The 24,650-nt window shown below is 60.1% G+C and carries 27 protein-coding genes and 1 tRNA gene; 24 read left to right on the top strand and 4 right to left on the bottom strand.

From position 1 onward, the window contains the following. Positions 1-160: 160 nt before the first annotated feature. Positions 161-237, bottom strand: a tRNA-Pro gene (locus tag DU490_RS09400). 252 nt (positions 238-489) lie between these two features. Between DU490_RS09400 and DU490_RS09395 the strand changes: the two genes are divergently transcribed. The 3 genes from DU490_RS09395 to DU490_RS09385 are packed head-to-tail and all read left to right on the top strand — an operon-like array spanning position 490 to position 3,248. Beyond that, the gene (locus DU490_RS09395; protein ID WP_114574043.1) at positions 490-2,118 is read left to right on the top strand and encodes a BCCT family transporter; all 1,629 of its coding nucleotides are present in this window, start codon (positions 490-492) and stop codon (positions 2,116-2,118) included. A gap of 39 nt (positions 2,119-2,157) precedes the next feature. Next, the gene (locus DU490_RS09390; RefSeq protein WP_114574042.1) at positions 2,158-2,520 is read left to right on the top strand and encodes a CidA/LrgA family protein; all 363 of its coding nucleotides are present in this window, start codon (positions 2,158-2,160) and stop codon (positions 2,518-2,520) included. Beyond that, complete coding sequence (locus tag DU490_RS09385; protein ID WP_114574041.1) at positions 2,517-3,248, top strand: LrgB family protein; 732 nt, start codon at positions 2,517-2,519, stop codon at positions 3,246-3,248. Before DU490_RS09390 ends, DU490_RS09385 begins: the two co-directional genes overlap by 4 nt. A 13-nt stretch (positions 3,249-3,261) precedes the next feature. On the opposite strand, the gene DU490_RS09380 is transcribed toward DU490_RS09385, so the two are convergent. Beyond that, complete coding sequence (locus tag DU490_RS09380; RefSeq protein ID WP_114574040.1) at positions 3,262-3,618, bottom strand: hypothetical protein; 357 nt, start codon at positions 3,616-3,618, stop codon at positions 3,262-3,264. Between the two features lie 193 nt (positions 3,619-3,811). On the opposite strand from DU490_RS09380, the gene DU490_RS09375 reads away from it, so the two are divergent. The 5 genes from DU490_RS09375 (at position 3,812) to DU490_RS09355 (ending at position 8,489) form a co-directional block, all read left to right on the top strand. Further along, positions 3,812-3,985, top strand: coding sequence for a DUF2970 domain-containing protein (locus tag DU490_RS09375; RefSeq protein WP_114574039.1), 174 nt, complete (start codon positions 3,812-3,814; stop codon positions 3,983-3,985). Positions 3,986-4,178: 193 nt separating this feature from the next. Beyond that, positions 4,179-5,297 carry a cytochrome c oxidase subunit II gene (gene coxB / locus DU490_RS09370; RefSeq protein ID WP_114574038.1) on the top strand — a complete coding sequence of 373 codons (1,119 nt, stop codon included), beginning with the start codon at positions 4,179-4,181 and terminating at the stop codon, positions 5,295-5,297. Between the two features lie 72 nt (positions 5,298-5,369). Then, positions 5,370-7,007, top strand: a complete 1,638-nt coding sequence (ctaD, locus tag DU490_RS09365; protein ID WP_114574037.1) for a cytochrome c oxidase subunit I — start codon at positions 5,370-5,372, stop codon at positions 7,005-7,007. A gap of 34 nt (positions 7,008-7,041) precedes the next feature. Continuing rightward, the gene (locus DU490_RS09360; protein ID WP_114574036.1) at positions 7,042-7,635 is read left to right on the top strand and encodes a cytochrome c oxidase assembly protein; all 594 of its coding nucleotides are present in this window, start codon (positions 7,042-7,044) and stop codon (positions 7,633-7,635) included. Further along, a complete protein-coding gene (locus tag DU490_RS09355; protein WP_114574035.1) occupies positions 7,632-8,489 on the top strand; it encodes a cytochrome c oxidase subunit 3 in 858 nt (285 codons plus the stop codon). The genes DU490_RS09360 and DU490_RS09355 overlap by 4 nt, the downstream gene beginning before the upstream one ends. 98 nt (positions 8,490-8,587) lie before the next feature. Here DU490_RS09355 and DU490_RS09350 read toward each other — a convergent pair whose 3' ends face one another. Continuing rightward, the gene (locus DU490_RS09350; protein WP_114574034.1) at positions 8,588-8,785 is read right to left on the bottom strand and encodes a DUF2909 family protein; all 198 of its coding nucleotides are present in this window, start codon (positions 8,783-8,785) and stop codon (positions 8,588-8,590) included. Positions 8,786-8,824: 39 nt separating this feature from the next. Between DU490_RS09350 and DU490_RS09345 the strand changes: the two genes are divergently transcribed. From DU490_RS09345 to ihfA, 14 genes are all read left to right on the top strand, one after another. After that, on the top strand, positions 8,825-9,526 hold the full coding sequence (locus DU490_RS09345) for an SURF1 family protein (RefSeq protein WP_309485736.1): 702 nt from the start codon (positions 8,825-8,827) through the stop codon (positions 9,524-9,526). A 53-nt stretch (positions 9,527-9,579) separates the two neighbouring features. Beyond that, entirely contained in the window at positions 9,580-10,161 is a 582-nt protein-coding gene (locus tag DU490_RS09340; RefSeq protein WP_258801553.1) for a hypothetical protein, read from the top strand. A 77-nt stretch (positions 10,162-10,238) separates the two neighbouring features. After that, positions 10,239-11,303: a heme A synthase gene (locus tag DU490_RS09335; RefSeq protein WP_114574032.1), complete on the top strand. Its 1,065-nt coding sequence runs from the start codon at positions 10,239-10,241 to the stop codon at positions 11,301-11,303. Between the two features lie 37 nt (positions 11,304-11,340). After that, the gene (cyoE, locus tag DU490_RS09330; RefSeq protein WP_258801556.1) at positions 11,341-12,243 is read left to right on the top strand and encodes a heme o synthase; all 903 of its coding nucleotides are present in this window, start codon (positions 11,341-11,343) and stop codon (positions 12,241-12,243) included. A 74-nt stretch (positions 12,244-12,317) separates the two neighbouring features. Then, positions 12,318-13,118, top strand: a complete 801-nt coding sequence (gene cysQ, locus DU490_RS09325; protein ID WP_114574030.1) for a 3'(2'),5'-bisphosphate nucleotidase CysQ — start codon at positions 12,318-12,320, stop codon at positions 13,116-13,118. Positions 13,119-13,183: 65 nt separating this feature from the next. Then, a complete protein-coding gene (locus tag DU490_RS09320) occupies positions 13,184-13,651 on the top strand; it encodes a DUF2489 domain-containing protein (protein ID WP_114574029.1) in 468 nt (155 codons plus the stop codon). A gap of 267 nt (positions 13,652-13,918) precedes the next feature. Then, the gene (locus DU490_RS09315) at positions 13,919-14,602 is read left to right on the top strand and encodes an OmpA family protein (RefSeq protein WP_114574028.1); all 684 of its coding nucleotides are present in this window, start codon (positions 13,919-13,921) and stop codon (positions 14,600-14,602) included. A gap of 284 nt (positions 14,603-14,886) precedes the next feature. Then, positions 14,887-16,785 carry a threonine--tRNA ligase gene (thrS, locus tag DU490_RS09310; protein WP_114574027.1) on the top strand — a complete coding sequence of 633 codons (1,899 nt, stop codon included), beginning with the start codon at positions 14,887-14,889 and terminating at the stop codon, positions 16,783-16,785. Further along, complete coding sequence (gene infC / locus DU490_RS09305; protein WP_258801551.1) at positions 16,748-17,359, top strand: translation initiation factor IF-3; 612 nt, start codon at positions 16,748-16,750, stop codon at positions 17,357-17,359. The genes thrS and infC overlap by 38 nt, the downstream gene beginning before the upstream one ends. Positions 17,360-17,445: 86 nt before the next feature. Beyond that, positions 17,446-17,640 carry a 50S ribosomal protein L35 gene (rpmI, locus tag DU490_RS09300; protein ID WP_043517630.1) on the top strand — a complete coding sequence of 65 codons (195 nt, stop codon included), beginning with the start codon at positions 17,446-17,448 and terminating at the stop codon, positions 17,638-17,640. A 37-nt stretch (positions 17,641-17,677) separates the two neighbouring features. Then, positions 17,678-18,031 carry a 50S ribosomal protein L20 gene (gene rplT, locus DU490_RS09295; RefSeq protein WP_043517631.1) on the top strand — a complete coding sequence of 118 codons (354 nt, stop codon included), beginning with the start codon at positions 17,678-17,680 and terminating at the stop codon, positions 18,029-18,031. 154 nt (positions 18,032-18,185) lie between these two features. After that, positions 18,186-19,205, top strand: coding sequence for a phenylalanine--tRNA ligase subunit alpha (gene pheS / locus DU490_RS09290; RefSeq protein WP_114574026.1), 1,020 nt, complete (start codon positions 18,186-18,188; stop codon positions 19,203-19,205). Between the two features lie 67 nt (positions 19,206-19,272). After that, positions 19,273-21,654 (top strand): phenylalanine--tRNA ligase subunit beta, encoded by a 2,382-nt coding sequence (pheT, locus tag DU490_RS09285; protein ID WP_114574025.1) that lies wholly within the window; start codon positions 19,273-19,275, stop codon positions 21,652-21,654. A gap of 103 nt (positions 21,655-21,757) precedes the next feature. Then, positions 21,758-22,063: an integration host factor subunit alpha gene (ihfA, locus tag DU490_RS09280; RefSeq protein WP_114480743.1), complete on the top strand. Its 306-nt coding sequence runs from the start codon at positions 21,758-21,760 to the stop codon at positions 22,061-22,063. Positions 22,064-22,117: 54 nt separating this feature from the next. Here ihfA and DU490_RS09275 read toward each other — a convergent pair whose 3' ends face one another. After that, positions 22,118-22,327 (bottom strand): DUF2788 domain-containing protein, encoded by a 210-nt coding sequence (locus DU490_RS09275; RefSeq protein WP_114574024.1) that lies wholly within the window; start codon positions 22,325-22,327, stop codon positions 22,118-22,120. 109 nt (positions 22,328-22,436) lie between these two features. Here DU490_RS09275 and DU490_RS09270 point away from each other — a divergent pair, with 109 nt between their 5' ends. Beyond that, positions 22,437-22,901 carry a flavodoxin domain-containing protein gene (locus DU490_RS09270; RefSeq protein WP_114574023.1) on the top strand — a complete coding sequence of 155 codons (465 nt, stop codon included), beginning with the start codon at positions 22,437-22,439 and terminating at the stop codon, positions 22,899-22,901. Further along, positions 22,901-23,272 carry a hypothetical protein gene (locus DU490_RS09265; protein WP_114574022.1) on the top strand — a complete coding sequence of 124 codons (372 nt, stop codon included), beginning with the start codon at positions 22,901-22,903 and terminating at the stop codon, positions 23,270-23,272. Before DU490_RS09270 ends, DU490_RS09265 begins: the two co-directional genes overlap by 1 nt. Positions 23,273-24,650: the final 1,378 nt, after the last annotated feature.

The following is a 24,650-nucleotide window of genomic DNA, read 5'->3' as shown; positions in this document are numbered from 1 at the left end:
GTGCTTATTCGGCCGGGGGATTGTGTACCGCAGGCATGGGGGCTGGCGGTCGATAGTGCCGTTGCCGCCGAGTCATCATGTCATGGAGGAGAAAGTCCTTGGTACAACGAAAAACCGCCACTCGGAATGATCCGTAAGTGGCGGTTTTTCTTGTATCTAATGGTCGGAGCGACAGGATTCGAACCTGCGACCTCTGCAACCCCATTGCAGCGCGCTACCAAGCTGCGCCACGCTCCGACTTTGGTTCTACTGGCTCTAGTACTACAGAACCCGGTTTTCAGGTTGCCTGGCTGTGGCCAGCGCCCCGAGAACGAGGCGTATACTAGCGCGTTCCTGTTTAAATGGAAAGCCTCTTTTGTACTTTCCTTTCAGAAGCTTGCCTTTACAAGGGGTTGGTCGGGGCGGGATACGGGGTCGCTCGTGAAGGGTGGCGTTCGTTGCTTTATGATACGCAGCGGCTACGGATCAACATCGCAAAAGGACAAGGCCATGTACCAACAGGCGCAACGCGGCCCTCTCAAGGGCATGAACCCGAGGGTCACCCTGGTAACGTTCGTGGTCGTGGCCGTGTCGATGATCTACGGTGCCTTCTATACCGAGCGGCTGGGACAAGAGTTGGCATTGCTACGCACGGTGCTTGATCCCTTCCTGGAGTGGTATTACGTGCTGCTGGTTGCCTTTTTACTGCTGTTCATGGTGTGGCTGGGCACGGGTCGCTTCAAGAACGTTCGCCTGGGTAGTGATTTCGAACAGCCGGAGTTCACGTTCTTTTCCTGGGTGGCGATGCTGTTCGCCGCAGGTACCGGGGTCGGTATCCTGTTCTGGTCGGTAGCCCAGCCGATACTACAGTTTCAGGGAAATCCCTTCATTGCCGACGGCATGAGCCCGGACGCCGCGCGGGTGGCCATGCGCTTGACCTATTTCCACTGGGGGTTGAACGGCTGGGCGATCTTCTCTTTCGTGGCGCTGGTGCTGGCCTATTTTTCCTATCGCTGGAAGATGCCGCTGACCATCCGTTCCAGCCTCAAGCCGTTGTTCGGCAAGCGTACCGATGGCCTGCTGGGGGATGCCGTCGATGTGTTGGCGGTTTTCGGTACGGTGTTCGGGATCGCTACCACCCTGGGTCTGGGCGTACAGCAGATGAATGCGGGGCTCGACGCGGTTTTCGGCCTGCCATCTTCGTTGGCCCTGCAGTTGATCGTCACTGCCGTTATCATGAGCGTGGCGACATTCTCCGTCGTCTCCGGTGTCAAGCGCGGTGTGCGGCTGCTCTCGGAAGCCAATTTCTGGCTCAGCATCGCGGTGGTGGTGTTCATGCTGCTGTTCGGGCCGACCCAGTATCTGATCGCGATCACCGTTGAGTCGACGGGGGATTACATCCAGAATCTGATGGGCATGTCGTTCCACACCAATGCGACCCGGGACGATGGCTGGCAGGCAGAGTGGACGGTTTTTTTCTGGGGCTGGTGGCTGGCTTGGTCGCCGTTTGTCGGCATGTTCATTGCCAGGGTCTCCCGGGGGCGAACCTTTCGTGAATTCGTCATGGGCGTGCTGCTGGTGCCGACGCTCATCACCGTGGTGTGGATTGGATTGTTCGGCGGCACCGCGCTCTATCATGAGCTGTTCGGCGCGGGCGGCATCGTTGCCGCCGTGGAGGCCGACGTGGCCACGGCACTTTTTGTCACCATCGACGCCATGGGGCTCGGGCTGCTGGGGCAGGGCGTGTCTGCCGTACTGGTACTGCTGATTGCTACCTACCTGATCACCTCCGCCAATGCCGGCACCTTGGTGATCAATACCATCCTGGCCGGAGGCGACCTCGAGCCCCCCACTGCCCATCGCATCTTATGGGGCGGGGTGTTGGGGCTGTTGACCGGAGTACTGCTGATGGCTGGAGGGCTCGAGACGCTGCAGGCGGCCGTGATCATGGCGGCGCTGCCATTCTCGGTAGTGATCATCCTCATGGTCTTCGGCTTGCTCAAGGCACTGCATCGCGAGCGCTATGCCGCACGTACCGGCGAGCGCGCCGAGGCGCCACGGGAGCCTTGGGCGGATCTCGACGATGCGGGCTCTCAGCCGGTGCCGGTTTCCGATGACGAGACGCACAAGGCGCACTGATCCGAACGCTGCATCGATCCATAAGGAGGAGGCGCTTCCATGTCGTTGATCATGGGGATGAGCGTGTTGTTGGCCTGCCAGTTTGCTGGAGAGTTGCTGGCCCGTGGGCTAGGGCTGCCGGTGCCCGGGCCAGTTGTGGGCATGGTAATTCTGCTGGTGGGTCTGGTGTTGCTAGGCCGGGTGCCGCCCAGTCTGCGAATGATGGGGGAGGGCTTGTTGCGTTACCTGACGCTGTTGTTCGTCCCCGCCGGGGTTGGCCTGATGGTCCATGCTCGGCTGATCGGGATGGATTTATTGCCCATCGTGTTGACGCTGGTGGTCTCGACGGCGTTGACGCTGACGGTGACTGCGTGGGTGTTGGATCGCTTGCAGCGTCACTATTGTCGCGGTAAGTCGGAATGAACGTCGTCCCGCTGGATCAGCTATGGGTCTACCTGTCTGGTAATCCGCTGCTGTCGCTGCTGGTGACTCTGCTGGCATTCATGGTATCGGTGCGAATCAATCAGGCTCTGGGCGGTACGCCCCTGGTTCATCCGGTGACCCTGTCGATCGCCATGCTGATCGGCTTCTTGCTGCTGGTGGATATGGAATATGCCACTTACTTCGAGGGGGCGCAGTTCATCCATTTTCTGCTGGGGCCAGCCACAGTGTCGCTGGCTATTCCGTTATATGACCATCGCGAGCGAATTCGCCGCCTGCTTTGGCCACTGTTGCTGGCGTGTTTGGTGGGGATAGTGACCGCGGTGGGTTCGACAATAGCTATCGCCATGGTGTCGGGGGCACAGATCGAAACTATTCTGAGCTTGGCACCTCGCTCGGTGACGTCGCCGATAGCCATGGGAATCGCCGAGCAGGTTGGGGGTATTCCCTCGCTTGCGGCGGGGCTGGTCTTGCTGACCGGCTCGATCGGTTGTGCGCTGGGGCCGCTGCTGTTCCGGGTGATGGGGGTTAGCGACCCCGGCGTACAGGGTTTCACGTTAGGGTTGGCAGCCCATGGCTTCGGTACCGCCCACGCATTTGCCAGGATCGGGGCAGTGGCGGGGGCCTTCTCGGGGCTCGCCATGGCACTGACGGGCTTGTTGACGGCTTTCCTACTGCCACTGCTGGCCAGGGCGTTCGGGCTCGGCTAAGCGCTTCCGACCGTTAGATTTCTTCCCATATCCGAGTGCGGAAGTCTTGCGAGAGCGTGGCGACGTTTTTCATTCGCTCCATGTGATGATCCGCCACTTCCCTGGCCAGCGACTGGTAGCACTCGTTCATCTTCTTCGGGTCGCTCTGATGGGTGTCATAGCACTTGGCGATGCGCTGGCTCGACTCGGCGAGGGCCGAAAGGAAGCGGGCTTCCTGCTGCATGATCTCCGACAGATTTTCCATCCAGACCAGTTGCATGCGAGTCATGGGTGTGGCGCCCTGCATCCACTGCTGGGTCCACCACTCCATGATTGGCCGGCTAACTTCGAGCGGGTTGATGGTGCTGGGACCTGGCTTCTTGCTGCTCATATCGATCTCCTGTAGCGAATGGCTAAGCGTTACGCGTCGATTTACCTCGAAGTGTAGCTTAGGGCGTGGCAATCCGTGGATTATTTGCTGCGTTGCAGTATGCTACTTTGCGATCGATTCAAGGATGTTGTTTTCCGATGTCGGGCCAGTTGTTGCATGCTATGGTCATCTAGAATGGTTGTGAGGGTCAGGCATGTGGGGAGTGATCAAATCGGTGCTGGCAGCTTTTTTGGGAGTACAGAAGGAGGCGCAGCGGCGTGAGGATTTCGAGAAGGGTAATCCAATGGCCTTTATCCTCGTCGGCATCGTCATGGCCCTGCTGTTTGTGGGCCTGATTGCTCTGGTGGCAATCTGGGCGGCAGGTTGAGCCGACCACAGTCATGGCGCGCTGCGTTGACTGGCGCGTTAGTCAGAACGAGCAATGAGAAGCAGTGACTTTCGTTCTGTCACCATATAATCTTTGCAGAAGCGGCTAATGTTCTTGCGTTCGCGTGAGGACCCCCGTCCCTGACCTTCGGGGTTGCCACTGCTACGATAACTACAAACATCGGGAGGCGTCGATGCGCACTCTGCTCGTATGGTTGGCAGGGGGCCTGTCCCTTGTCGGCTCGAGCCAGGCAGCCCTGGCCAGTGGCTGGAATATGCCGGTGGGGGTTACAGACCTCAGTAGAGAAATCTACAATTTGCACATGGCCATATTCTGGATATGCGTGGTCATCGGCGTGGTCGTATTTGGGGTGATGTTCTACTCCCTGATCCGCTATCGCCACTCCAAGGGCGCCAAGGCGGCCAACTTTCACGAGAACACAACCGTGGAATTGATCTGGACGGCGGTCCCTCTGCTGATCCTGGTCGGCATGGCCATTCCCGCCACCGCGACGCTACAGAAGATCTACGACCCCTCTGATGCCGAACTGGATGTCATGGTCACTGGCCAGCAGTGGCGGTGGCGCTATGATTATCTCGGTGAAGACGTCGCCTTCAACTCGAACCTGGCGACGTCGCGCAGTCAGATACGCGGTGACGAGGAGCGCGGCGAAAACTATCTATTGGAAGTTGACGAGCCTCTGGTCCTGCCGATCAACCGCAAGGTTCGCTTCCTGTTTACCTCCGATGACGTCATTCACGCCTGGTGGGTGCCCGACCTGGCCGTCAAGCAGGACACCATTCCCGGCTTCATCAGCGAGAACTGGGTCAGGATCAACGAGCCGGGCATCTATCGCGGGCAGTGTGCCGAGCTGTGTGGCGTGGATCATGCCTTCATGCCCATCGTGGTTCACGCCATGGAAGAGGATGACTTCGAGATATGGCTGGCCGAGCGCAAGGAACTGGCTGCCGAGGAGGCGCTAGGGGTAGACCGTGAGTGGGAGATGGACGAGCTCATGGAGCGAGGCGAAGGCGTCTACGCCACCATCTGCGCCTCCTGCCACCAGCCGGAAGGCCAGGGCACTCCACCAGCGTTCCCGGCTCTTGCAGGCAACGAGCAGATGCTGGCCGATATCGACTGGCACACGGATATCATCATCAATGGCGTTTCCGGCACTGCCATGCCGTCGTTCCGTACTACGCTCAACCCTGTCGAGCTCGCCGCGGTGATCACCTATACCCGCAACGCCTGGGGCAACGACACCGGCGATGCGGTGCAACCTGCAGACATTGCCAAGCGGCTGGAACGCTGATCAAGGCCACGGGCTATCGCCGTGGCTACCCTACGCGCCGACATAACAAGACAATAATTCTGGAGATTTCCGATGGCCCCTAAGGTACCTCCTCAGCCTACCCTCGAGCAGAGCAGCAACGCCGCGGAAGCTGGGCATGGACACGCCCATGAAGCGCCCCCCAAGGGGCTCATGCGCTGGCTGTTGACCACCAACCACAAGGAGATCGGCTCTCTCTACCTGATCTTTTCGCTGGTCATGTTCTTCATCGGGGGTATCTTCGCCCTGGTGGTGCGCCTGGAGCTCTTCCAGCCCGGCCTTCAGTTCGTCAATCCGGAATTTTTCAACCAGATGACGACCATGCATGGCCTGATCATGGTCTTCGCCGCGGTCATGCCGGCCTTTACCGGCCTGGCCAACTGGATGATTCCGCTGCAGATCGGGGCGCCCGACATGGCGCTGCCGCGGCTCAATAACTTCAGCTTCTGGCTGTTGCCGGTTTCCTTCGGACTGCTGCTGTCGACGCTGTTCATGCCGGGAGGCGGGCCCAACTTCGGCTGGACCTTCTATGCACCGCTCTCCACCACCTTTGCACCGCCTTCGACGACGTTCTTCATCCTGGCGCTGCACATTGCCGGAATCAGTTCGATCCTGGGCGCCATCAATATCGTTGCCACCATCCTCAACATGCGTGCGCCGGGCATGCGCATGATGGATATGCCGCTGTTTGTGTGGACCTGGCTGATCACCGGCTTCCTGCTGATCGCGGTGATGCCGGTGCTCGCCGGTGTGATCACCATGATGCTGATGGACATCAATTTCGGTACCAGCTTCTTCAATGCCGCGGGTGGGGGCGACCCGGTGCTGTTCCAGCACCTGTTCTGGTTCTTCGGCCATCCCGAGGTATACATCATGATCCTGCCGGCCTTCGGGATCGTGTCGGCGATCATTCCCGCCTTCGCTCGCAAGCGCCTGTTCGGCTATGCCTCGATGGTCTACGCCACCGCTGCCATCGCCTTGCTTTCGTTCATGGTCTGGGGGCACCACATGTTCGTGGTTGGGATGCCGCTGGTAGGGCAGTTGTTCTTCATGTACGCCACCATGCTTATTGCGGTACCCACCGGGGTTAAGGTGTTCAACTGGATCGCCACCTTGTTCCATGGCTCGATCAGCTTCGAGCCGCCGATGCTATTTGCCCTGGCCTTCGTGGTGCTGTTCACCATCGGTGGCTTCTCGGGGTTGATGCTTGCCATCGCGCCGGCGGACTTCCAGTATCACGACACCTACTTCGTGGTGGCGCATTTCCATTATGTGCTGGTACCCGGGGCGATCTTCGCGATCATGGCGGGGGTCTACTTCTGGCTGCCCAAATGGACAGGCCACTATCCTCACGAGCGCCTGTCCCAGTGGCACTTCTGGCTGTCGGTGATCGGCGTCAACCTGACCTTCTTTCCGATGCATTTCTCGGGGCTTGCCGGCATGCCGCGACGGATACCCGACTATGCCCTGCAGTTCGCCGACTTCAACATGGTGTCGAGTATCGGTGCCTTCATGTTCGGCTTCTCCCAGTTGTTGTTCGTCGCCGTGGTGATCATCTGCGTGCGGGGCGGCAAGAAGGCACCGGCGGCAGCCTGGGGCGATTACGCCGATGACCTTGAGTGGAGCGTACCCAGCCCGGCGCCGCTGCATACCTTCGAGACACCGCCGAACTACCAGCGCCCGGCTCACTGAGCCGAACGCCGGCATGTGACAGGAGGAGCGAAGCATGAGTGACATCAAGACGGACACTCAGGATGCACGGGTAAGACGCACGGTGTGGCGAAGTGTGGCGGCGCTGGTGGGTATGTTCGCTTTTGCCTTTGCCCTGGTGCCCCTGTATGACGTGTTCTGCCGCGTCACCGGTATCAATGGCAAGGTGGATACCAATGCCCAGGCATTGGTCCATGACGACGTGGATGAGTCGCGAATTGTGACCGTGCAATTCATCACCCGCAATGGTTCCGGCTTGCCCTGGCGCATGGACGTGGAGACGCGGCAGGTGCGAATCCACCCGGGCCAGACATCCGAGGTAAACTTCACCTTCAACAATCAAAGCAGTGCCGAAAGCTGGGGGCGTGCTGTGCCCAGCGTCTCTCCATCGACCGCCACGCGGCATGTGCGCAAGGCCAGCTGTTTCTGTTTCGAGGAGCAGCGACTGGAGGCTGGTGAGCGACTCGAACTGCCGTTGGTCTTCCAGTTGGATCGCGATCTACCCCCCGAGGTCAATACCGTCACCCTGGTCTATACGCTCTACCCCATTGAAGGCAAACAAGCGCCGCTTCAGGCCGCTGCAAAGACCATTGAAGGAGATGAGGCATGAGTGGCAGCTATTACGTACCTGCAACCAGCAAGTGGCCAGTGCTTGGCTCCCTGGCTCTTGGCACGATGATGATCGGTACCGGCATGGTGTTGGTCCATGGCCGTGGCACCATTATCATGCTGCTGGGGCTGGCGGGCGTGGTGACCGTCATGGCCCTCTGGTTCCGCGATGTCGTGGTGGAGTCCCGCAGCGGGCTTTATGATGCCCAGATGGACCGCTCCTTCCGTTGGGGCATGGGCTGGTTCATCTTTTCCGAAGTGATGTTCTTCGCGGCCTTCTTTGGCGCGCTGTTCTATGTGCGTATGTTTGCCATACCCTGGCTGGGCGGCGAGGGCACCAAGGGGCCGACAGCGCTATTGTGGCCCGAGTTCACGGCCCATTGGCCACTGCTTAGCCCGCCCGATACGTCGATTTCCGGCCCCCAACAGGTCTTCAGCCCCTGGCACCTGCCATTGGTCAATACGCTGATTCTCATTTCTTCCAGCATTACCCTGACGGTGGCGCACGAGGCGCTCAAGGAAGGGAATCGCAAGATTTGTCGCAACTGGCTGGCCGGCACGGTATTGCTGGGCCTGTGCTTCATCGTGATTCAGGGCGTCGAGTACTATGAGGCCTATGCGCATTACGGCATTACCCTGGAGGCAGGCATCTATGGTGCTACCTTCTTCATCCTGACCGGCTTCCATGGGGTGCACGTCATCGTCGGCACCCTGATTCTCATCGTGATGCTGGTGAGGATAATGCGTCGGCACTTTTCGCCCGAGGAGCACTTCGGCTTCGAGGCGTCCTGCTGGTACTGGCACTTCGTGGATGTTGTCTGGGTGGGGTTGTTCCTGTTTGTCTACGTCTTTTAAGTCTCAAGCGGATCGCAGCGGCGACGGTCTCGGTGGTGCGATATCTCCCGCTCAGCCTTGGGTGGCTGGGCGGGAGTTCAAATTGACGGGCCTGGTGATCAGGCGGCGGCCAGGTTGCCGAAATAGAAGCCGTAGAACAGCAGCACGATTAGTGCCGCGGCCAAGGCCACGCGAATTTTCAGTGACACCAGCAGGCGACGGGACTGGCTGTCATCGCGCAGCAGAAAGCCGACACCGGCTGCCAGGCTGGTCACCATGGCCAGGAATACAACGGCGATCAGGGTCTTCAGCAGCATGAGTTACTCCATCAGAGGTCAGGGGGCAGGGGGGTGAGGGTGTCCACGGCGCGCCTTCCTGGCTGGCGACTGGGCCTTTGGTGCATGCTATGGTCGCTGCTGGTGGCACTTGGCTTGGCTCTTGGACTATGGCAGTGGGAGAGGGCAGACGACAAGCGCGACTATCTCGCCCGGCTCGACGCAGCACCCACGCTGGAAGCGCCTGTAGAGGCTCCCCCGGAGGGAACGCGGTTGACACTGCGCGGCGAATATCTGTCAGACGACACCCTGTTTCTTGATAATCGTACACTCAATGGCCAGCTCGGTGTGGCAGGCTTGACGCCAATGCGTACCGAGGATGGCCGGTTGTGGCTGGTGCAGCGAGGTTTCATGGCCACCGGTCCGATACGTGAGACACCCGAGGTGGCTACGCCCCAGGGCGAGGTGACACTGAAGGGTCGTTGGCAGAAAGCCGGAAAGTCGGGGCCGTTGTATGGCCCCAATCGCGAAGGACAGCGGCTGCAGCAGATCGATCTTGCAGCCTGGAGCTTGTCGCCAGGGTTTGCCCACAACGGCTGGCTGCACCTGGAGGAAGGGGGCGGACTTCTCGAGCCCTGGTGGGAGCCCAGCGTAATGCCGCCCGAGCGTCATATGGGTTACGCAGTGCAGTGGTGGGGGCTGGCACTTGCAGCACTGATCATGATGATCGTAGGTGGACGACGGCTGGCCAGGGATCGTCGCGTCCGCGTCACTCCACATTAGCCTCCAATCGGCACACTTGGGCTCCTGGAGAGCTGTCAGTAAAAGGTAGAGACGTGCAAGAAAAGCCAGGCGAACAACACAATGATGAGCAGGAGCCAGTGAGGGCGCGTCGCCAGCGCTTCAAGCTGCTGGCATTGATCGCTATCTTTGCCATACCGGTGATAACTGCCTGGGTCATGGTGGAGTGGCGTATCGGCATTCCCGATCAACGTACCGCGCATGGTGAGTTGGCACCGCAGGTGCCGCCCCTTGCTCACTGGCCGCTTGCCGAGCCCCGTCAGGCGCTGGAGGCGGGTGACTGGATTCTCGCGTTCGACTGCAGCATCGACTGTGACGTGCATGCCGATCAGTGGTGGCGACTGCATCGCGCCATGGGTCGCGAAGCGCCCAGGATCAGTCGCTTGCGTATCGGCGGCCATGGGCCGGCATTGCCGGGTGAGTCGTTGGCGCAGTGGGCTAAGGTGCCCGAGTGGCAGTCACCGGGCCGTGTATGGTTGCTCGACCCCAGGGGTGACGCTGTGCTGACCTATACCAGTGGAGTGGAACCCCGTGACGTGCTGGATGACGTCAATCATCTGTTACGCATGAATCCTGATACACGTGCGGCACCGGAGTTCGAGGTCAGCAATCGCTGAATGTTCAGCAGCTACCGCTTATCACGCCCGTCGTCAGCATGAGCAAGGGGCAAGCAAGGTCGATGAGGAATTAATCAATGCATGGCGTTTCGCTGCGGGGCCGTGAACAAGTGTCTCGGGTGGGGCTTCTGCTCACCCTGAGCCTGGCAGGTATTCTCCTCACTAGCGCTGTGATTCTAGTGGGGGTCTGGACGCGCCTGGTGGATGCGGGTCTGGGTTGCCCCGATTGGCCTGGCTGTTATGGGCGTCTGGTGGTGCCCGATGCCGAGCGTGCCATGGCCCATTCGCCCGATGCACCGCTTGAAACTTTCAAGGCGTGGGTCGAGATGATTCATCGCTATGTTGCCTCGGCGCTGGGGTTGTTGGTGATCGCCCTGCTGGTAGCGGGCTTTCGCTTGCGTAAATACCAGGGCTATCCCTGGGGTGTCAGCGTTGCTCTGCTGATAGTGATTCTGCTGCAGGGAGCTTTCGGTGCGTTTACCGTCACACTGAAGCTCTGGCCTCAGGTGGTGACGATGCACCTGCTGGGTGGGCTGGCCGTACTCTTGCTGTTTCTATGGCTGCATCTGCGCCTGCGCCGATTTGCGGCTGGTGACATGTCAGAGCGTCCACGCCGCCGGCTCACGCCGCTTTGGAGCCTGGCCATGTTGCTGTTGTTGCTTCAGCTGGCCCTGGGCGGCTGGGTTTCCAGCAACTATGCCGGTATTGCCTGTCAGGGGTTTCCGACTTGCAATGGCCAATGGTGGCCGGAGATGGACTGGAGCGAAGGCTTTCATCTCACTCAGACGGTAGGGCCTAACTATCTACACGGGCAGTTACACGCCGACGCCCGTGTCGCCATTCAACAGGGCCATCGTATTGGCGCGCTGCTGCTTGGCCTAGTCCTGCTCACTTTGACGGTTCGCTATTGGGGTGAAGCGCGCCTCAGGCCGTGGCTGGGCGGCCTGGTAGGGATATATGCTGTACAGCTGGGACTGGGGGTTGCCAATGTGCTTTTGTGGCTGCCGCTCTGGCTGGCCCTTCTGCACACCGCCGGGGCCGTGGCGTTGGTGCTGTGTCTGACGATGGCGGTGTGGTATTGGCGACAGGGCGCAGGGGAAGAACATAAAACACGACAGGACAAGGAGTGGGTGCATGTCTAATGCGGTAATCAAGCGAGCGGGATGGAAGCGCGCTCTGATGGCGCCCTTCAATGCCGAGGGTGCTACCGACTGGACCTGGCAAGATCTGCTCACACTATGCAAGCCGCGTGTGGTGGTCGTCATGCTGGCCTGTACCTTGGTGGGCATGGCGCTGGCGACACCGGCATTACCCCCACTGGCTACGGTAGTATTCGGTCTGTCCGGGATCGGTCTGGCGGCCGGTGGGGCCGCTGCGTTCAATCATGTGGTGGATCGACGGCTGGATGCCATGATGCTGCGGACCTCGCATCGTCCGCTGGCAAGTCAGCGTATGCCCACGACACTAGCGCTGGGCTGGGCTGCGTTACTTTCTGTGGCAGGCATTCTGTTGCTGCTGTGGCAGGTCAATGCCTTGACGGCCTGGCTGACCCTCGGTTCGCTGATCGGCTATGCGCTGATCTATACCGCCTTTCTGAAGCGGGCTACGCCGCAGAATATCGTCATCGGTGGGGTTGCCGGAGCGGCGCCCCCGCTGCTGGGATGGACGGCGGTCACCGGTCAACTCGGCCCGGAGCCGCTATTGCTGATGCTGATCGTGTTTGCCTGGACGCCACCCCATTTCTGGGCCCTGGCCATCCACAAGTGCGATGAGTACGCCCGTGCCGGGGTTCCCATGTTACCGGTCACCCACGGTGAAGCATTCACTCGGTTACAGGTATGGCTTTACGGCTGGCTAACCGTTGCCGTGACGATGTTGCCATTCGTCATCGGCATGAGCGGTGCGGTCTATCTGGTTGGGGTGATGGCGCTGAATATTCGCTTCATGTACTGGAACTGGAAGGTTTGGCGAGGCCACGATGTGCAGGCACCCCTGGCCGCATTCTGGTTTTCTATCCGCTATATCCTCGGCATATTCGGAGTGCTGCTCTTCGACCACTATGCCAGATTCTGGATGATGTAATACGGCACCCCCACTTAGCCTATTATACTTTGGTTGATGACATCGTTTGGCAGGCGAGCGCGAGGGAGGGGGGCATGACTACCGGAAAGACAGTGGTTGATTTGCCGAATCTGGAAGCGCTTCGCGGACTTTGCGAAGCGGCGGGACGCGATATTCTTGCCATACGCAACGCGAGACGGGATGTACAGTTCAAGAACGACGGGAGCCCTGTCACCGAGGCAGATCACGCCGCTCAGCGGCGCCTGTCGGCGGGTTTGCCCCGGCTGATAGATCTGCCATTGCTCTCAGAGGAGCAGGTAGCACCCCCTTGGTCGGATCGCCGCCTGTGGCAGTGCTACTGGCTGGTCGACCCCCTCGATGGCACACGTGAATATGTCGATGGCTACGACGACTTCACCGTCAACGTGGCGCTCGTTCATGATGGTGCAGTGTTACTCGGCATGGTGCACGCACCTGCTGCTGGCGTTACCTGGGCAGGCGGGTCGGCTCTGGGCGCCTGGCGGTGGAGGGAGGGCTCTCGCGAGCCCTTGACGGTTCGCACAGGCAAACCGCTACGTATCTTGACCAGCCGCGCCCATTTACACGACGAAACCCAGCGTATCGTGGCGACATTTCCCGGTGCACGGTTGCAGCGATGCGGCAGTTCAGTGAAGTTCTGTCGGATAGCCGAAGCCAGCGCTGACCTCTACCCGCGGGTTGGCCCGACCTGTGAGTGGGACACCGCTGCGGGTCAGGGTGTTCTGGAGGGGGCAGGTGGCGCTGTATTGAGCCTCGAATCGGGACTGACTCTGCGTTACAACACCGCTGAAAGCCTGATAAACAGACCCTTCGTGGCTTGCAGTGATGTTTCGCTGGTTGCCCATCTCCTGCCCTGAGTGTATCGCTTGGCCCTGCCTGCGGTACAATTCGAGCCGATCCCCAACGACAGCTGGAAGACGCCATGACGACAACGACTGCCCTGGCTCTGCTCGCACTGGGCGCGGCCATCATTGCCGGGTTGGGTGCATATGCCTTCACGCTTTGGCGTGAGCTCAATCGCCGTAAGGCGCGGCAACAAGATGAGTTGCAGCGCGCGCACAACAATTGTCTCGAAAACCTCGAAATAGTCGCCTCGTCACTGCTGCAGGAGCAAGTCGACGTCACCGAGGGTGCCTGGCGGTGCAAGGTGCTGCTGGAGATACTCGATCCCCAGTTGATGGAGCGTCCGGCCTTCCAACCCTTTGGCGAGGTCTATGCACGCACCCAGCACCTGCACACTCACTCGGCACGCAAGGCGCTTGCCCCACGTGACAGGATGCGTGAAGACCGCGAACGCTTGCAGGTGGAGGCGGAGCTGCGCCAGCCGGTGCTGAAGGCAGCGGCTGAGGTGCTGGAGTTTCGTCGTGCCTGGCCAGGTAGTCTTCACTGACGGCGAAAAACTCTTTGGCATGAAGCGTCTATACAATAATTTTACAAAAAATCCCCATTGAAATGAGTTGCTTGTTTCGACAGGCTTTTACGGTCTCCTCGCGCGTTTGATGCCGAGTCTGCCTAATTATTGGACAGTTGAATTAGGTTATGCTTTGAGAGAGGCTGAATTGAGCCTACACTGTGAAGAACCGGGTCCCAGGATTCCCGGATATTTGGGGTCCTCGACAATGGACTGCCGGAAGATGATTCAAGAAGGAGTCTTGTAATGAAAAAATCTACAACTGGCTTGATGTTAGGTTCTGCTCTCGTCATCGGCCTTTCTGGCTGTGCCAACATTCAGGGAGGGGCCACTGCCGGTGCAGCCGCTTCACCGGAACGTCCCTGGTATCAGCAACCTGTGGTCTGTGGTGTTGCCGGCGGCCTGATTGGCGGCAGCATCGGATATGCCGTCAGCGGCAGCTCCGATGAGGATCAGGGTATTGGTGTCGGTGGTGCTACCGGTGCTGCCATCGGTGCGCTGCTGTGCGCGGATCGTACGCCGGCACCGGTTGTTGCTCCTGAACCCGAGCCGATGCCCGCGCCTGCCCCGGCGCCTGCTCCCGAGTTCGAGCCGGTAGTGTTGGATAGCGAAGTGACCTTCGCCTTCGACTCTTCCGAAATTCGCCCGGAGGCACACCGCGAACTCGACCAGGTGGCGAATACCCTGCGCGAGAATCCCAGGATGCGTGTGCGCATCGAAGGTCATACCGACCACATTGGGTCTGCCCAATACAATCAGGGCCTTTCCCAGCGACGTGCCGATTCTGTCAGGGACTTCCTGGTCTCTCGCGGGATTGCTGATAACCGCATGAACACCGTTGGTTATGGTGAAGAGCGTCCGGTCGCGACCAACGAGACTGACGAAGGTCGCGCGCAGAACCGCCGCGTGGAAATCGTCAACTGGGACTGATCTTTCGATCAGGCCCGGGGCCTTGAATCAAGGCTGCGAGCAGAACACAGGGGCACCTTCGGGTGCCCTTGTCGCGTTCTACCTCATGTCTGCCTCTTGTTCGGTCCTGGGCGGGCTGCGAGGCGTGGCGTGAGAAGGGGGGCATCTGGTAGTCTTGTCGGTTGTCGTGACCTGTCATGAATTTTCATGAACTATTTTGAGCTTTTTAGAACTATTTGAACTACGCCACTCACTGCGGCACGTGATCCCTGGTATGGATCACCACTGCGCACAAGGACGCTTCAATGCCCATCGTGACCCTGCCGGATGGCAGCCAGAGAACCTTCGACGAACCCCTTTCCGTGATGCAGTTGGCCGAATCGATCGGGCCGGGCCTGGCCAAGGCCTGTGTTGCCGGCAAGATCGACGGCGAGCTGGTGGATGCTGCCGATATCATCACCCATGATGCCGACGTGGCCATCATTACCGGTCGAGATTCGGAAGGTCTTGAGATCATTCGACACTCCTGCGCCCATCTTATCGGTCACGCGGTCAAGCAGCTCTACCCCGAGGCGAATATGGCGATCGGGCCGGTGATCGACGACGGCTTCTACTACGATATTGACTTTGGGGCTTCCATCACGCCGGACGACCTGGCGGCCATCGAGACGCGCATGAAGGCGCTGATCGACGAGGAGTATGACGTGGTTCGCGAGTATGTGGACCGCGACCGCGCGATGCTGACCTTCCTGCATCGCGAGGAGCCCTACAAGCAGGAGATCATCCGTGATATTCCCGAGGGCGAGACGATTCGGCTCTACCGGCACAAGGAATATATCGACATGTGCCGGGGTCCTCATGTCCCCAATACCCGGCACCTGAAGGCGTTCAAGCTGACCAAGCTGGCTGGCGCTTACTGGCGTGGCGATGCCAGCAAGCCGATGCTGACGCGGATCTACGGTACGGCCTGGGGTGACAAGAAGCAGCTCAAGGCCTATCTCAAGCGCCTGGAGGAGGCCGAGAAGCGCGACCATCGGAAGCTGGCCAAGCGCATGAACCTTTTTCACCTTCAGGAGGAGGCGCCAGGCATGGTGTTCTGGCACCCCAATGGCTGGACCATCTATCAGGCGCTCGAGCAATACATGCGCCGGATTCAGGTCGAGCACGGCTACCAGGAAATTCGCACTCCCCAGGTGGTGGACCTGTCACTGTGGAAGAAATCCGGCCACTGGGGACACTACAGCGACTTGATGTTCACTACCGAGTCCGAGAAGCGCGAATACGCGGTCAAACCGATGAACTGTCCCTGCCACGTTCAGGTGTTCAACCAGGGGCTCAAAAGTTACCGCGATCTTCCCCTGCGGCTGGCGGAATTCGGTAGCTGCCATCGTAACGAGCCGTCAGGTTCGCTGCACGGTCTGATGCGGGTGCGCGGCTTTACCCAAGACGATGCGCATATCTTCTGTACCGAGAAGCAGATTCAGGCTGAAGCGGAAGACTTCATCGCCCTGACGCTCAAGGTCTACAAGGAGCTGGGTTTCGACGCCGTGGAACTCAAGCTGTCGACCCGTCCTGAGGGCTTCATGGGCGAGGCGGGGCTGTGGGACCGGGCCGAGCAAGGGCTGGAGGCGGCACTCGATGCAACGGGGCTTGAGTGGGAGTTGCAGCCGGGTGAAGGTGCGTTCTATGGCCCCAAGATTGAATTTGCCCTGCGCGATTGCCTGAATCGCGTCTGGCAATGCGGTACACTGCAGCTGGATTTCAATTTGCCCGGACGTTTGAGCGCCCAGTTCGTCGACGAAGATGGCGAGCGCAAGACGCCGGTCATGCTGCATCGGGCCATTCTCGGCTCCTTCGAGCGTTTCATCGGTATCCTGATCGAGCACTACGCTGGGGCCATGCCGCTCTGGTTGGCGCCGGAACAGGTGGTGGTGATGACAATTACCGATGCACAGCGCGACTATGCGGTACAATTGGAGCGTCGCTTGCAGAAAATCGGTCTTCGCGTCAAGGCGGACTTGAGGAACGAGAAGATCGGCTTTAAAATCCGCGAGCATACGTTGCAGAAAGTTCCCTATCTCCTTGTGGTAGGGGATAAGGAAGTCGAAGCCGACTCGGTTGCCGTGCGCACCCGCACCGGCGAAAACCTAGGTGTCCAGACCGTCGATGAGTTCATCGAGTGCGTTCGGACCGAAGGTTGGTAACGACACTGTCAATTACCGGAACGGAGACGGAACGATCAAGCGAAGCAGCCAGCGCGGACGTCCTCAGGACAAGCGCCCCCCAATGAACGAGCGTATTACCGAGGATCAGGTGCGCCTGATCGACAGCGACGGCGAGCAGCTGGGCGTCGTGCCCACCAGTGAAGCACTGGAGCGAGCCGAAGCGGCCGGTTTGGACCTCGTCCAGATTTCCAATGCCGATCCCATCGTCTGCAAGATTATGGATTACGGCAAATTCGTCTTTGAGCAAAAGAAGCAGAAGGCCGCTCAGAAGAAGAAGACGAAACAGATACAGGTCAAGGAAGTCAAATTCCGACCTGGCACCGACGAGGGCGATTATCAGGTCAAGCTGAAAAACCTGATTCGTTTCCTCGAAGGTGGCGACAAGGGCAAGGTCACGCTGCGTTTTCGCGGCCGTGAAATGGCGCACCAGGACATCGGCCGCAAGCTGATGGAACGGATCGCCGCGGATCTCGATGAGATCGGGACCGTGGAGGCCTTTCCCAAGATGGAAGGGCGCCAGATGATCATGATCATTGCCCCCAAGAAGAAGTGATCCGACGGCCAGTCAAACGGATGGTCGGCGTCAATGCCGGCCATAGGCCACGGATTTTCTAAAAAACTCGAGCGGAGAATTGACTCATGCCGAAGATCAAGACCAATAGTGGCGCTGCCAAGCGCTTCAAGAAGACTGCCAATGGTTTCAAGCACAAGCAGTCTTACCGTAGCCACATCCTGACCAAGAAGTCGACCAAGCGTAAGCGTCACCTGCGTGGTACGAAGCTTATCCATGACGCCGACAAGGCCCTCGTTCAGCGCATGCTGCCGAACCTGTAAGCCTCTGCTTGTTCTTTTTTAACGTCAGGAGAAAGCTATGACTCGTGTTAAGCGTGGTGTCGTCGCTCGTCGTCGTCACAAGAAAGTATTGAAGCTGGCCAAGGGCTACTATGGCGCCCGCTCGCGCGTTTTTCGCGTGGCCAAGCAGGCCGTCATCAAGGCAGGTCAGTATGCCTACCGTGACCGTCGCAACCGCAAGCGTCAGTTCCGTGCCCTGTGGATCCAGCGTATCAACGCCGGTGCCCGTCAGCACGGCATGTCCTATAGCCGCTTCGTCGGTGGCCTGAAGAAGGCCGGTATCGAGATCGACCGCAAGGTGCTGGCCGATCTGGCTGTTCACGAGAAGGCCGCTTTTGCTGCCATCGTCGAGAAGGCCAAGGCTGCCCAGTAAGCGATTCCGACCGATGGCGTCGGGCCGGCGTTGGCCGGTCTCCTTCAACGCCAGACCGTCGCAGGGGAAGAGCAGCCGCTCTTCCCCTGTTTTTTTGTCGATCGAAACACGACGTTTTTTTTCAGCCAAGATCAACGATTTCGGAGCTCAACGGATGGACCACCTTCCCACACTGGTCACCGAGGCCCGTCAAGCCATCCAGGCCGCCGACAGCATCGCGGCGCTCGATGAGCTGCGCGTGCGCTATCTCGGCAAGAAGGGCGAGATTACCGCTCAGCTAAAGGGGCTGGGCAAGCTGCCGGCCGATGAGCGTCCCGCGGCAGGCGAGCGTATCAACCAGGCCAAGCAGGCACTGGCTCAGGAGCTCGACGAGCGGCGGCAAGCTTTGTCGAAGGCAGCGCTTGAGGCTCAACTGGCTGCAGAGCGTATCGACGTGACACTGCCCGGTCGTGGCCAGCCCAGCGGTGGCCTTCATCCAGTGACGCTCACCCTGGAGCGCATTGAAGGGCTCTTTACCCGGATTGGCTATGACGTTGCTGTTGGGCCGGAAATCGAGGATGACTACCACAACTTCGAAGCGCTCAATATACCCGCTCACCACCCTGCGCGGGGCATGGCCGATACCTTCTATTTCGATGCCACCCGGCTGCTGCGTACGCATACCTCGCCGGTTCAGGTGCGCACCATGAAGGAGCAGGCGCCGCCGATTCGTATCGTCTGCCCGGGGCGGGTCTACCGCAGCGATTCTGACCTGACGCATACGCCCATGTTTCATCAGGTGGAGGGGCTGCTGGTCGATGAGGATGTCAGCTTTGCCGATCTCAAGGGCACCATCGAGGACTTCCTGCACGCCTTCTTTGAGCGGGGCGATCTTTCGGTGCGTTTCCGTCCTTCCTATTTTCCCTTTACCGAGCCCTCGGCCGAGGTCGATATCCAGTGTGTGATGTGCAGCGGTGAAGGCTGTCGCGTCTGCTCCCACAGTGGCTGGCTGGAGGTGATGGGCTGCGGCATGGTGCATCCGGAAGTGTTCCGCCATTCGGGTATCGATTCTGAGCGGTACAAGGGCTTTGCCTTTGGCATGGGGGCCGAGCGCTTGGCCATGCTGCGCTATGGCGTCAATGACCTGCGGCTGTTCTTCGAGAACGATCTGCGCTTTCTGCGCCAGTTCGCCTGAGCGGGCGTGGTTACATGAACTGTTACATGAACTGTTATATGAACTTCGGCAGAACACGGGATTAGTCATGAAATTTTCCGAACAGTGGCTGCGTGAGTGGGTCTCGCCGCAGTTGGGCGTCCAAGCGCTGGCAGACCAGATCACCATGGCCGGGCTTGAGGTGGACGCCATCGAGCCGGTAGCGATGCTCTTCAGCGATGTGGTCATCGCAGAGGTGGTGGGTATGGCGCCGCATCCGGATGCCGACAAGCTGAATGTCTGCCAGGTCGTCGATGGCAGTGGAGAAGCGGTGCAGGTGGTCTGCGGCGCAACCAATGTCGCGGTTGGCCAGAAGGTGCCCTTCGCCCGCGTTGGCGCGGTGCTGCCCGGCGACCTCAAGATCCGGCAGGCCAAGCTTCGCGGCGTGGAGTCCCGCGGCATGATCTGCTCCGCCTCGGAGCTTGGTCTGGAGGAGGAGACCTCGCCGGGCATTCTCGAGCTGCCGTTGGATGCGCCGTCGGGGGAGGATTTACGCGCCTGGATGGGGCTCGATGACAACGCCATCGAGGTCGATCTGACGCCCAATCGCGGTGACTGCCTTAGCCTCAAGGGCTTGGCGCGGGAAGTAGGCGTGCTCAACAGGCTGCCGGTGACCTCGCCGGATGTGACGCCTGTGCCGGCGACACATGCCGAGACGTTTCCGGTTCGTGTCGAAGACGCCGAGTTTTGCCCACGCTATATCGGGCGACTGATCAAGGGTGTCGACGTGACTGCTGCCACTCCGCTGTGGATGGTTGAGCGGCTGCGCCGCAGTGGTGTGCGTACCATCGATCCGGTGGTCGACATCACCAACTACGTGATGCTCGAGTTGGGACAGCCTCTGCATGCCTTCGATCGTGCCAATCTGCATGATGGCGTTGTTGTACGCCTCGCTCGGGAGGGTGAGCGGCTGGTGCTGCTCGATGGGCAGGAGATTACCCTGAATGCCGCAACGCTGGTGATCGCCGATGAGCGCGGTCCGCTGGCCATTGCCGGGGTAATGGGCGGTGAGGACTCAGGCGTCAGCGCAGCAACGCAGGATATCTTCCTTGAATCGGCCTTTTTCTCGCCACTGGCGGTGGCAGGGCAGGCTCGCGCCTATGGCCTGCACACGGATGCATCGCACCGCTTCGAGCGAGGCGTTGATCCGCAATTGACAGTGGATGCCATCGAGCGGGCCACGGCCCTGCTGTTGCAGGTTACCGGTGGCGAGCCGGGTCCGCTGATCGAGGTGACAAGCCATGCACAGCTTCCCGGTGAGCGAGATGTCACGCTGCGGGCCGCACGCCTCGAGCAGGCACTGGTCAAGCAGTTGCCGGCCGAGGAAGTGGCCGATATTCTCCAGCGGCTTGGCATGGTGGTTGATAGCACGGCATCCGGCTGGAAGGCGAGGGTGCCGAGCTGGCGTTTCGATGTTTCCATCGAAGAGGACTTGATCGAGGAAATCGCCAGGATTCATGGCTACAACCAACTGCCGGTACGTCGTCCTTCCGCGCGGCTAGCGCTGCGCCCGGACCATGAAGCGCGCACCCCGCTGGGGCGGCTGCGGCGGCAGATGGTGGCGCGCGGCTATCAGGAAGCGGTGACCTACAGCTTTGTCCCACCCGACCTTCAGCTGGCGATGCTTCCCGACGCAGTATCGCCAAAGCTGGCCAATCCCATCTCCAGTGATCTCTCGGTCATGCGGGCAAGCCTCTTCCCGGGGCTGGTCCGCGCCCTGGAGCACAACCTGAATCGCCAGCAGAACCGTGTGCGTTTGTTCGAGGCAGGCATGGTCTTTCGTGGCGATCTGGACGATCTTCAGCAGACGCCGATGCTTGGGGCGCTGGCCTGTGGCTCCCGCGACCCGGAGGGCTGGGCCGGTAGTCGTGACAAAGCAGATTTTTTCGACATCAAGGGTGACCTGGAAAGCCTGATTGCCATGGGTGGGGAGGCGGATGCCTGGCGATTCGAGCCTGGTGAACACCCGTCGCTGCATCCAGGTCAGAGTGCGCGCATTCTCTATCGCGATGACCCGGTTGGCTGGATCGGCACCTTGCATCCCGGTGTCAAGGCTGAGTTGGGCCTCAAAGCCGATGTGCTACTTTTCGAGGTCAGGCAGGATGCGCTTACTCGTGGCGTTCTGCCGACGTTTGTGCCGCTTTCCCGCTATCCGGAAGTGCGGCGTGACCTGGCTTTCCTGGTCGGGGTGAATCAACCGGTCCAGGCGTTACTCGATTGTGTGCGGAAAAAGGCTGGCCAGTGGCTCGAGGAACTGCGACTTTTCGATGTCTACCAGGGTAAGGGCGTTACAGAAGGGTGCAAGAGCGTTGCCTTGGGCTTGACCTGGCAGCATCCTTCGCGCACGCTGAATGACGAGGAAATCAATCAGTTGGTCGATGCCATTGTCGCCGAATCGCATCAGCACCTGGGCGCCGAACTGCGCGGATGATATTTCCGATCCTTTTCGGAAGGAAATATTCGCACTTTGTATTGGGCACAGGCGGTGGGATAAGACCGGCGGCGGGCTGGACCGCCACTCTGAAGGAGTAGACATGGGAGCGTTGACCAAGGCGGAACTGGCCGAACACCTGCATGCCGAGTTGGGGCTGACCAAGCGGGAAGCCAAGTCGATGGTGGAAGCCTTCTTCGAGGAGATCCGGGCCTGCCTGCGTGAGAACGAGCAGGTAAAGCTGTCCGGTTTCGGTAATTTCGACCTGCGAGACAAGCGGGAGCGTCCGGGACGTAACCCCAAGACCGGCGAGGAGATTCCCATCTCGGCTCGTCGTGTGGTGACCTTCCGTCCCGGTCAAAAGTTGAAAAGCCAGGTCGAGTGTTTCGAGGGACCGCTGCCCAGCTGAGTCGTCATGATGATGCCACCCGTTGGTGGGGTGGCATCGTCGGCGTGCGCCTGCTCAGACTCCGCCGCCTCTTTCGATCAGCCAGGTGATGACGACTTTCAATAGATAGCCGAGGATCCCGGCGCCGAGCACCAGGAATAGCATGATGGTGCCGAAGCGCCCGGCCTGAGATTTCTTGGCCAGGTCCCAGATGATAAAGCTCATGAAAAGGACCAGTCCACCGATCATGATCGGTGTGATCCAGGCTTCGAAGGTCTGCAGCATGTCGCCTCCTTGACATAAAGTCCGAGTATTATACTCGGACATCCCTCGGGCTGCATGCGGTCTACCGCCGTGTTAATATCCTACTAAAATACTTAGGTATATCCTCGACATGCCAATGCTGAAGATCCTTGTTGGAACCATGTATGGTGGCGCGCTCGATGTCGCCGAACAGGTCAAGCCGCTATTCGAGTCTGCCGGCTACGAGGTGGAAATCCTCGAACAGCCGACCGTGTCCGACTTGGTTGATTCCCCCACCGATCTTGCGCTCTTCTGTGTGTCCACCACCGGTAGCGGCGACTTCCCCGGTAATTTCGTTCCTTTCGCTCGTGGCCTGACTGAGCGGAGCCCCATGCTTTCGGGCCTGCGTTACGGTGTGATTGCACTGGGTGATAGCTCCTACGGCGAAACCTTCTGCGGCGCCGGCCGCCATTTGGACGATATGCTCCAGGGGCTTGACGCCATTCGTCTCGGAGAACGGCTGGAGGTCGATGCCATGGAAACCTTTATGGCCGATGATGCGGCGATTCCTTGGGTAGAAGAGTGGATCGATGCCCAGCAGTTGAAGGTGGCCTGATGAATGCCACACCGACAGCGGAGCGGTTGAGCATCATGCTGGGCCTGCTGGTGCTGATGCTCTCCACGGTGCCGCGCTACCTGGCGGGCGGGCACGACAACCGCCTGACAATGATCACCCTCGCCCTGGTCGCCGTTGCGGCCGTCGCGGTGGTGCACTGGCGCATGCTGACATCGAGCGAGCGTTACCGCCTGCCGATGCTGCTCAAGCGCTTCGGTGCGTCCCTGCTCGCTGGCCTGGGGTTGATGGGTGCCTGGCACGCGGTGATGACCGATTGGATCAGCTGGCAACTGTTCATCGCCCACGCCACCACCGCTGGGCTGCTGCTGCATGTGCTATGGCTCTGGTGGCGTCCGGCGGAGTCCAGGTAGGCGACGTCGACAGTAATGACTCCGCCGAGGCGCCTGCCGGCGCCAGTCGCGATGCGGAGCAGCGCTCCAACAGCTGCCTTTTCCTGCCATAACAAGCGACTACCACCCTGTAGGAGAATCTTTAGATCACGACTGGAGGCTGAAAGCCTCCCGGCGGTGTTGGTTAGGTTGCGGTTATCGCCGTTGCGGCGGCCTCCGCCAGGGCGCCTGCCGGCGCCAGTCGCGATGCGGAGCAGCGCTCCAACAGAACCGCACCATATGAATAAACATTGTTGGAGTAGCTTCAGCTCACGACTGGAGGCCGAAGGACTCCCGGCGGTGTTGGTTACGTTGCGATTATCGCTGTTGCGTCGGCCTCCGCCAGGGCGCCTGCCGGCGCCAGTCGCGATGGAAACCAGCGCTCCAACAGCTGTTTTCTCCACCGACGGTGCCACGTAGTTGTTGGAGTATCTTCAGATCACGACTGGAGGCTGAAAGCCTCCCGGCGGTGTTGCCGATGGTAGCGACCACCGCCAACGCCGGCAGCCTCCGCCGAGGCGCCTGCCGGCGCCAGTCGCGATGCGGAGCAGCGCTCCAACAGCTGCCTTTTCCTGCCATAACAAGCGACTACCACCCTGTAGGAGAATCTTTAGATCACGACTGGAGGCTGAAAGCCTCCCGGCGGTGTTGCCAGTGTTGGCGACCTCGCCTACGCCGTGGCCTCCGCCGAGGCGCCTGGCGGCGCCAGTCGCGATGGAAACCAGCGCTCCAACAGAACCGCACCATATGAATAAACATTGTTGGAGTAGCTTCAGCTCACGACTGGAGGCCGCAGGCCTCCCGGCGGTGTTGGTTAGGTTGCGATTATCGCCGTTGCGGCGGCCTCCGCCGAGGCGCCTGGCGGCGCCAGTCGCGATGGAAACCAGCGCTCCAACAGCGATCCTCTCCACCGACGCTGCCACGCCGTTGTTGGAGTAGCTTCAGCTCACGACTGGAGGCCGCAGGCCTCCCGGCGGTGTTGGTTACGTTGCGGTTATCGCCGTTGCGGCGGCCTCCGCCGAGGCGCCTGCCGGCGCCAGTCGCGATGCGGAGCAGCGCTCCAACAGAACCGCACCATATGAATAAACATTGTTGGAGTAGCTTCAGCTCACGACTGGAGGCCGAAGGCCTCCCGGCGGTGTTGGTTACGTTGCGATTATCGCCGTTGCGGCGGCCTCCACCAAGGCGCCTACCGGCGCCAGTCGCGATGGAAACCTGCGCTCCAACAGCTGTTTTCTCCACCGACGGTGCCAAGCCGCTGTTGGAGTATCTTCAGATCACGACTGGAGGCCGAAGGACTCCCGGCGGTGTTGCCGATGGTGGCGATAACAGCTGCCGTTGCGGCCTCCGCCGAGGCGCC

It is taken from the genome of Halomonas sp. DQ26W, from assembly GCF_003339685.1.
Taxonomy (GTDB): Bacteria; Pseudomonadota; Gammaproteobacteria; order Pseudomonadales; family Halomonadaceae; genus Halomonas.
The sequence above is the reverse complement of the archived record's forward strand: the minus strand, read 5'-3'. Positions and strand labels throughout refer to the sequence as shown.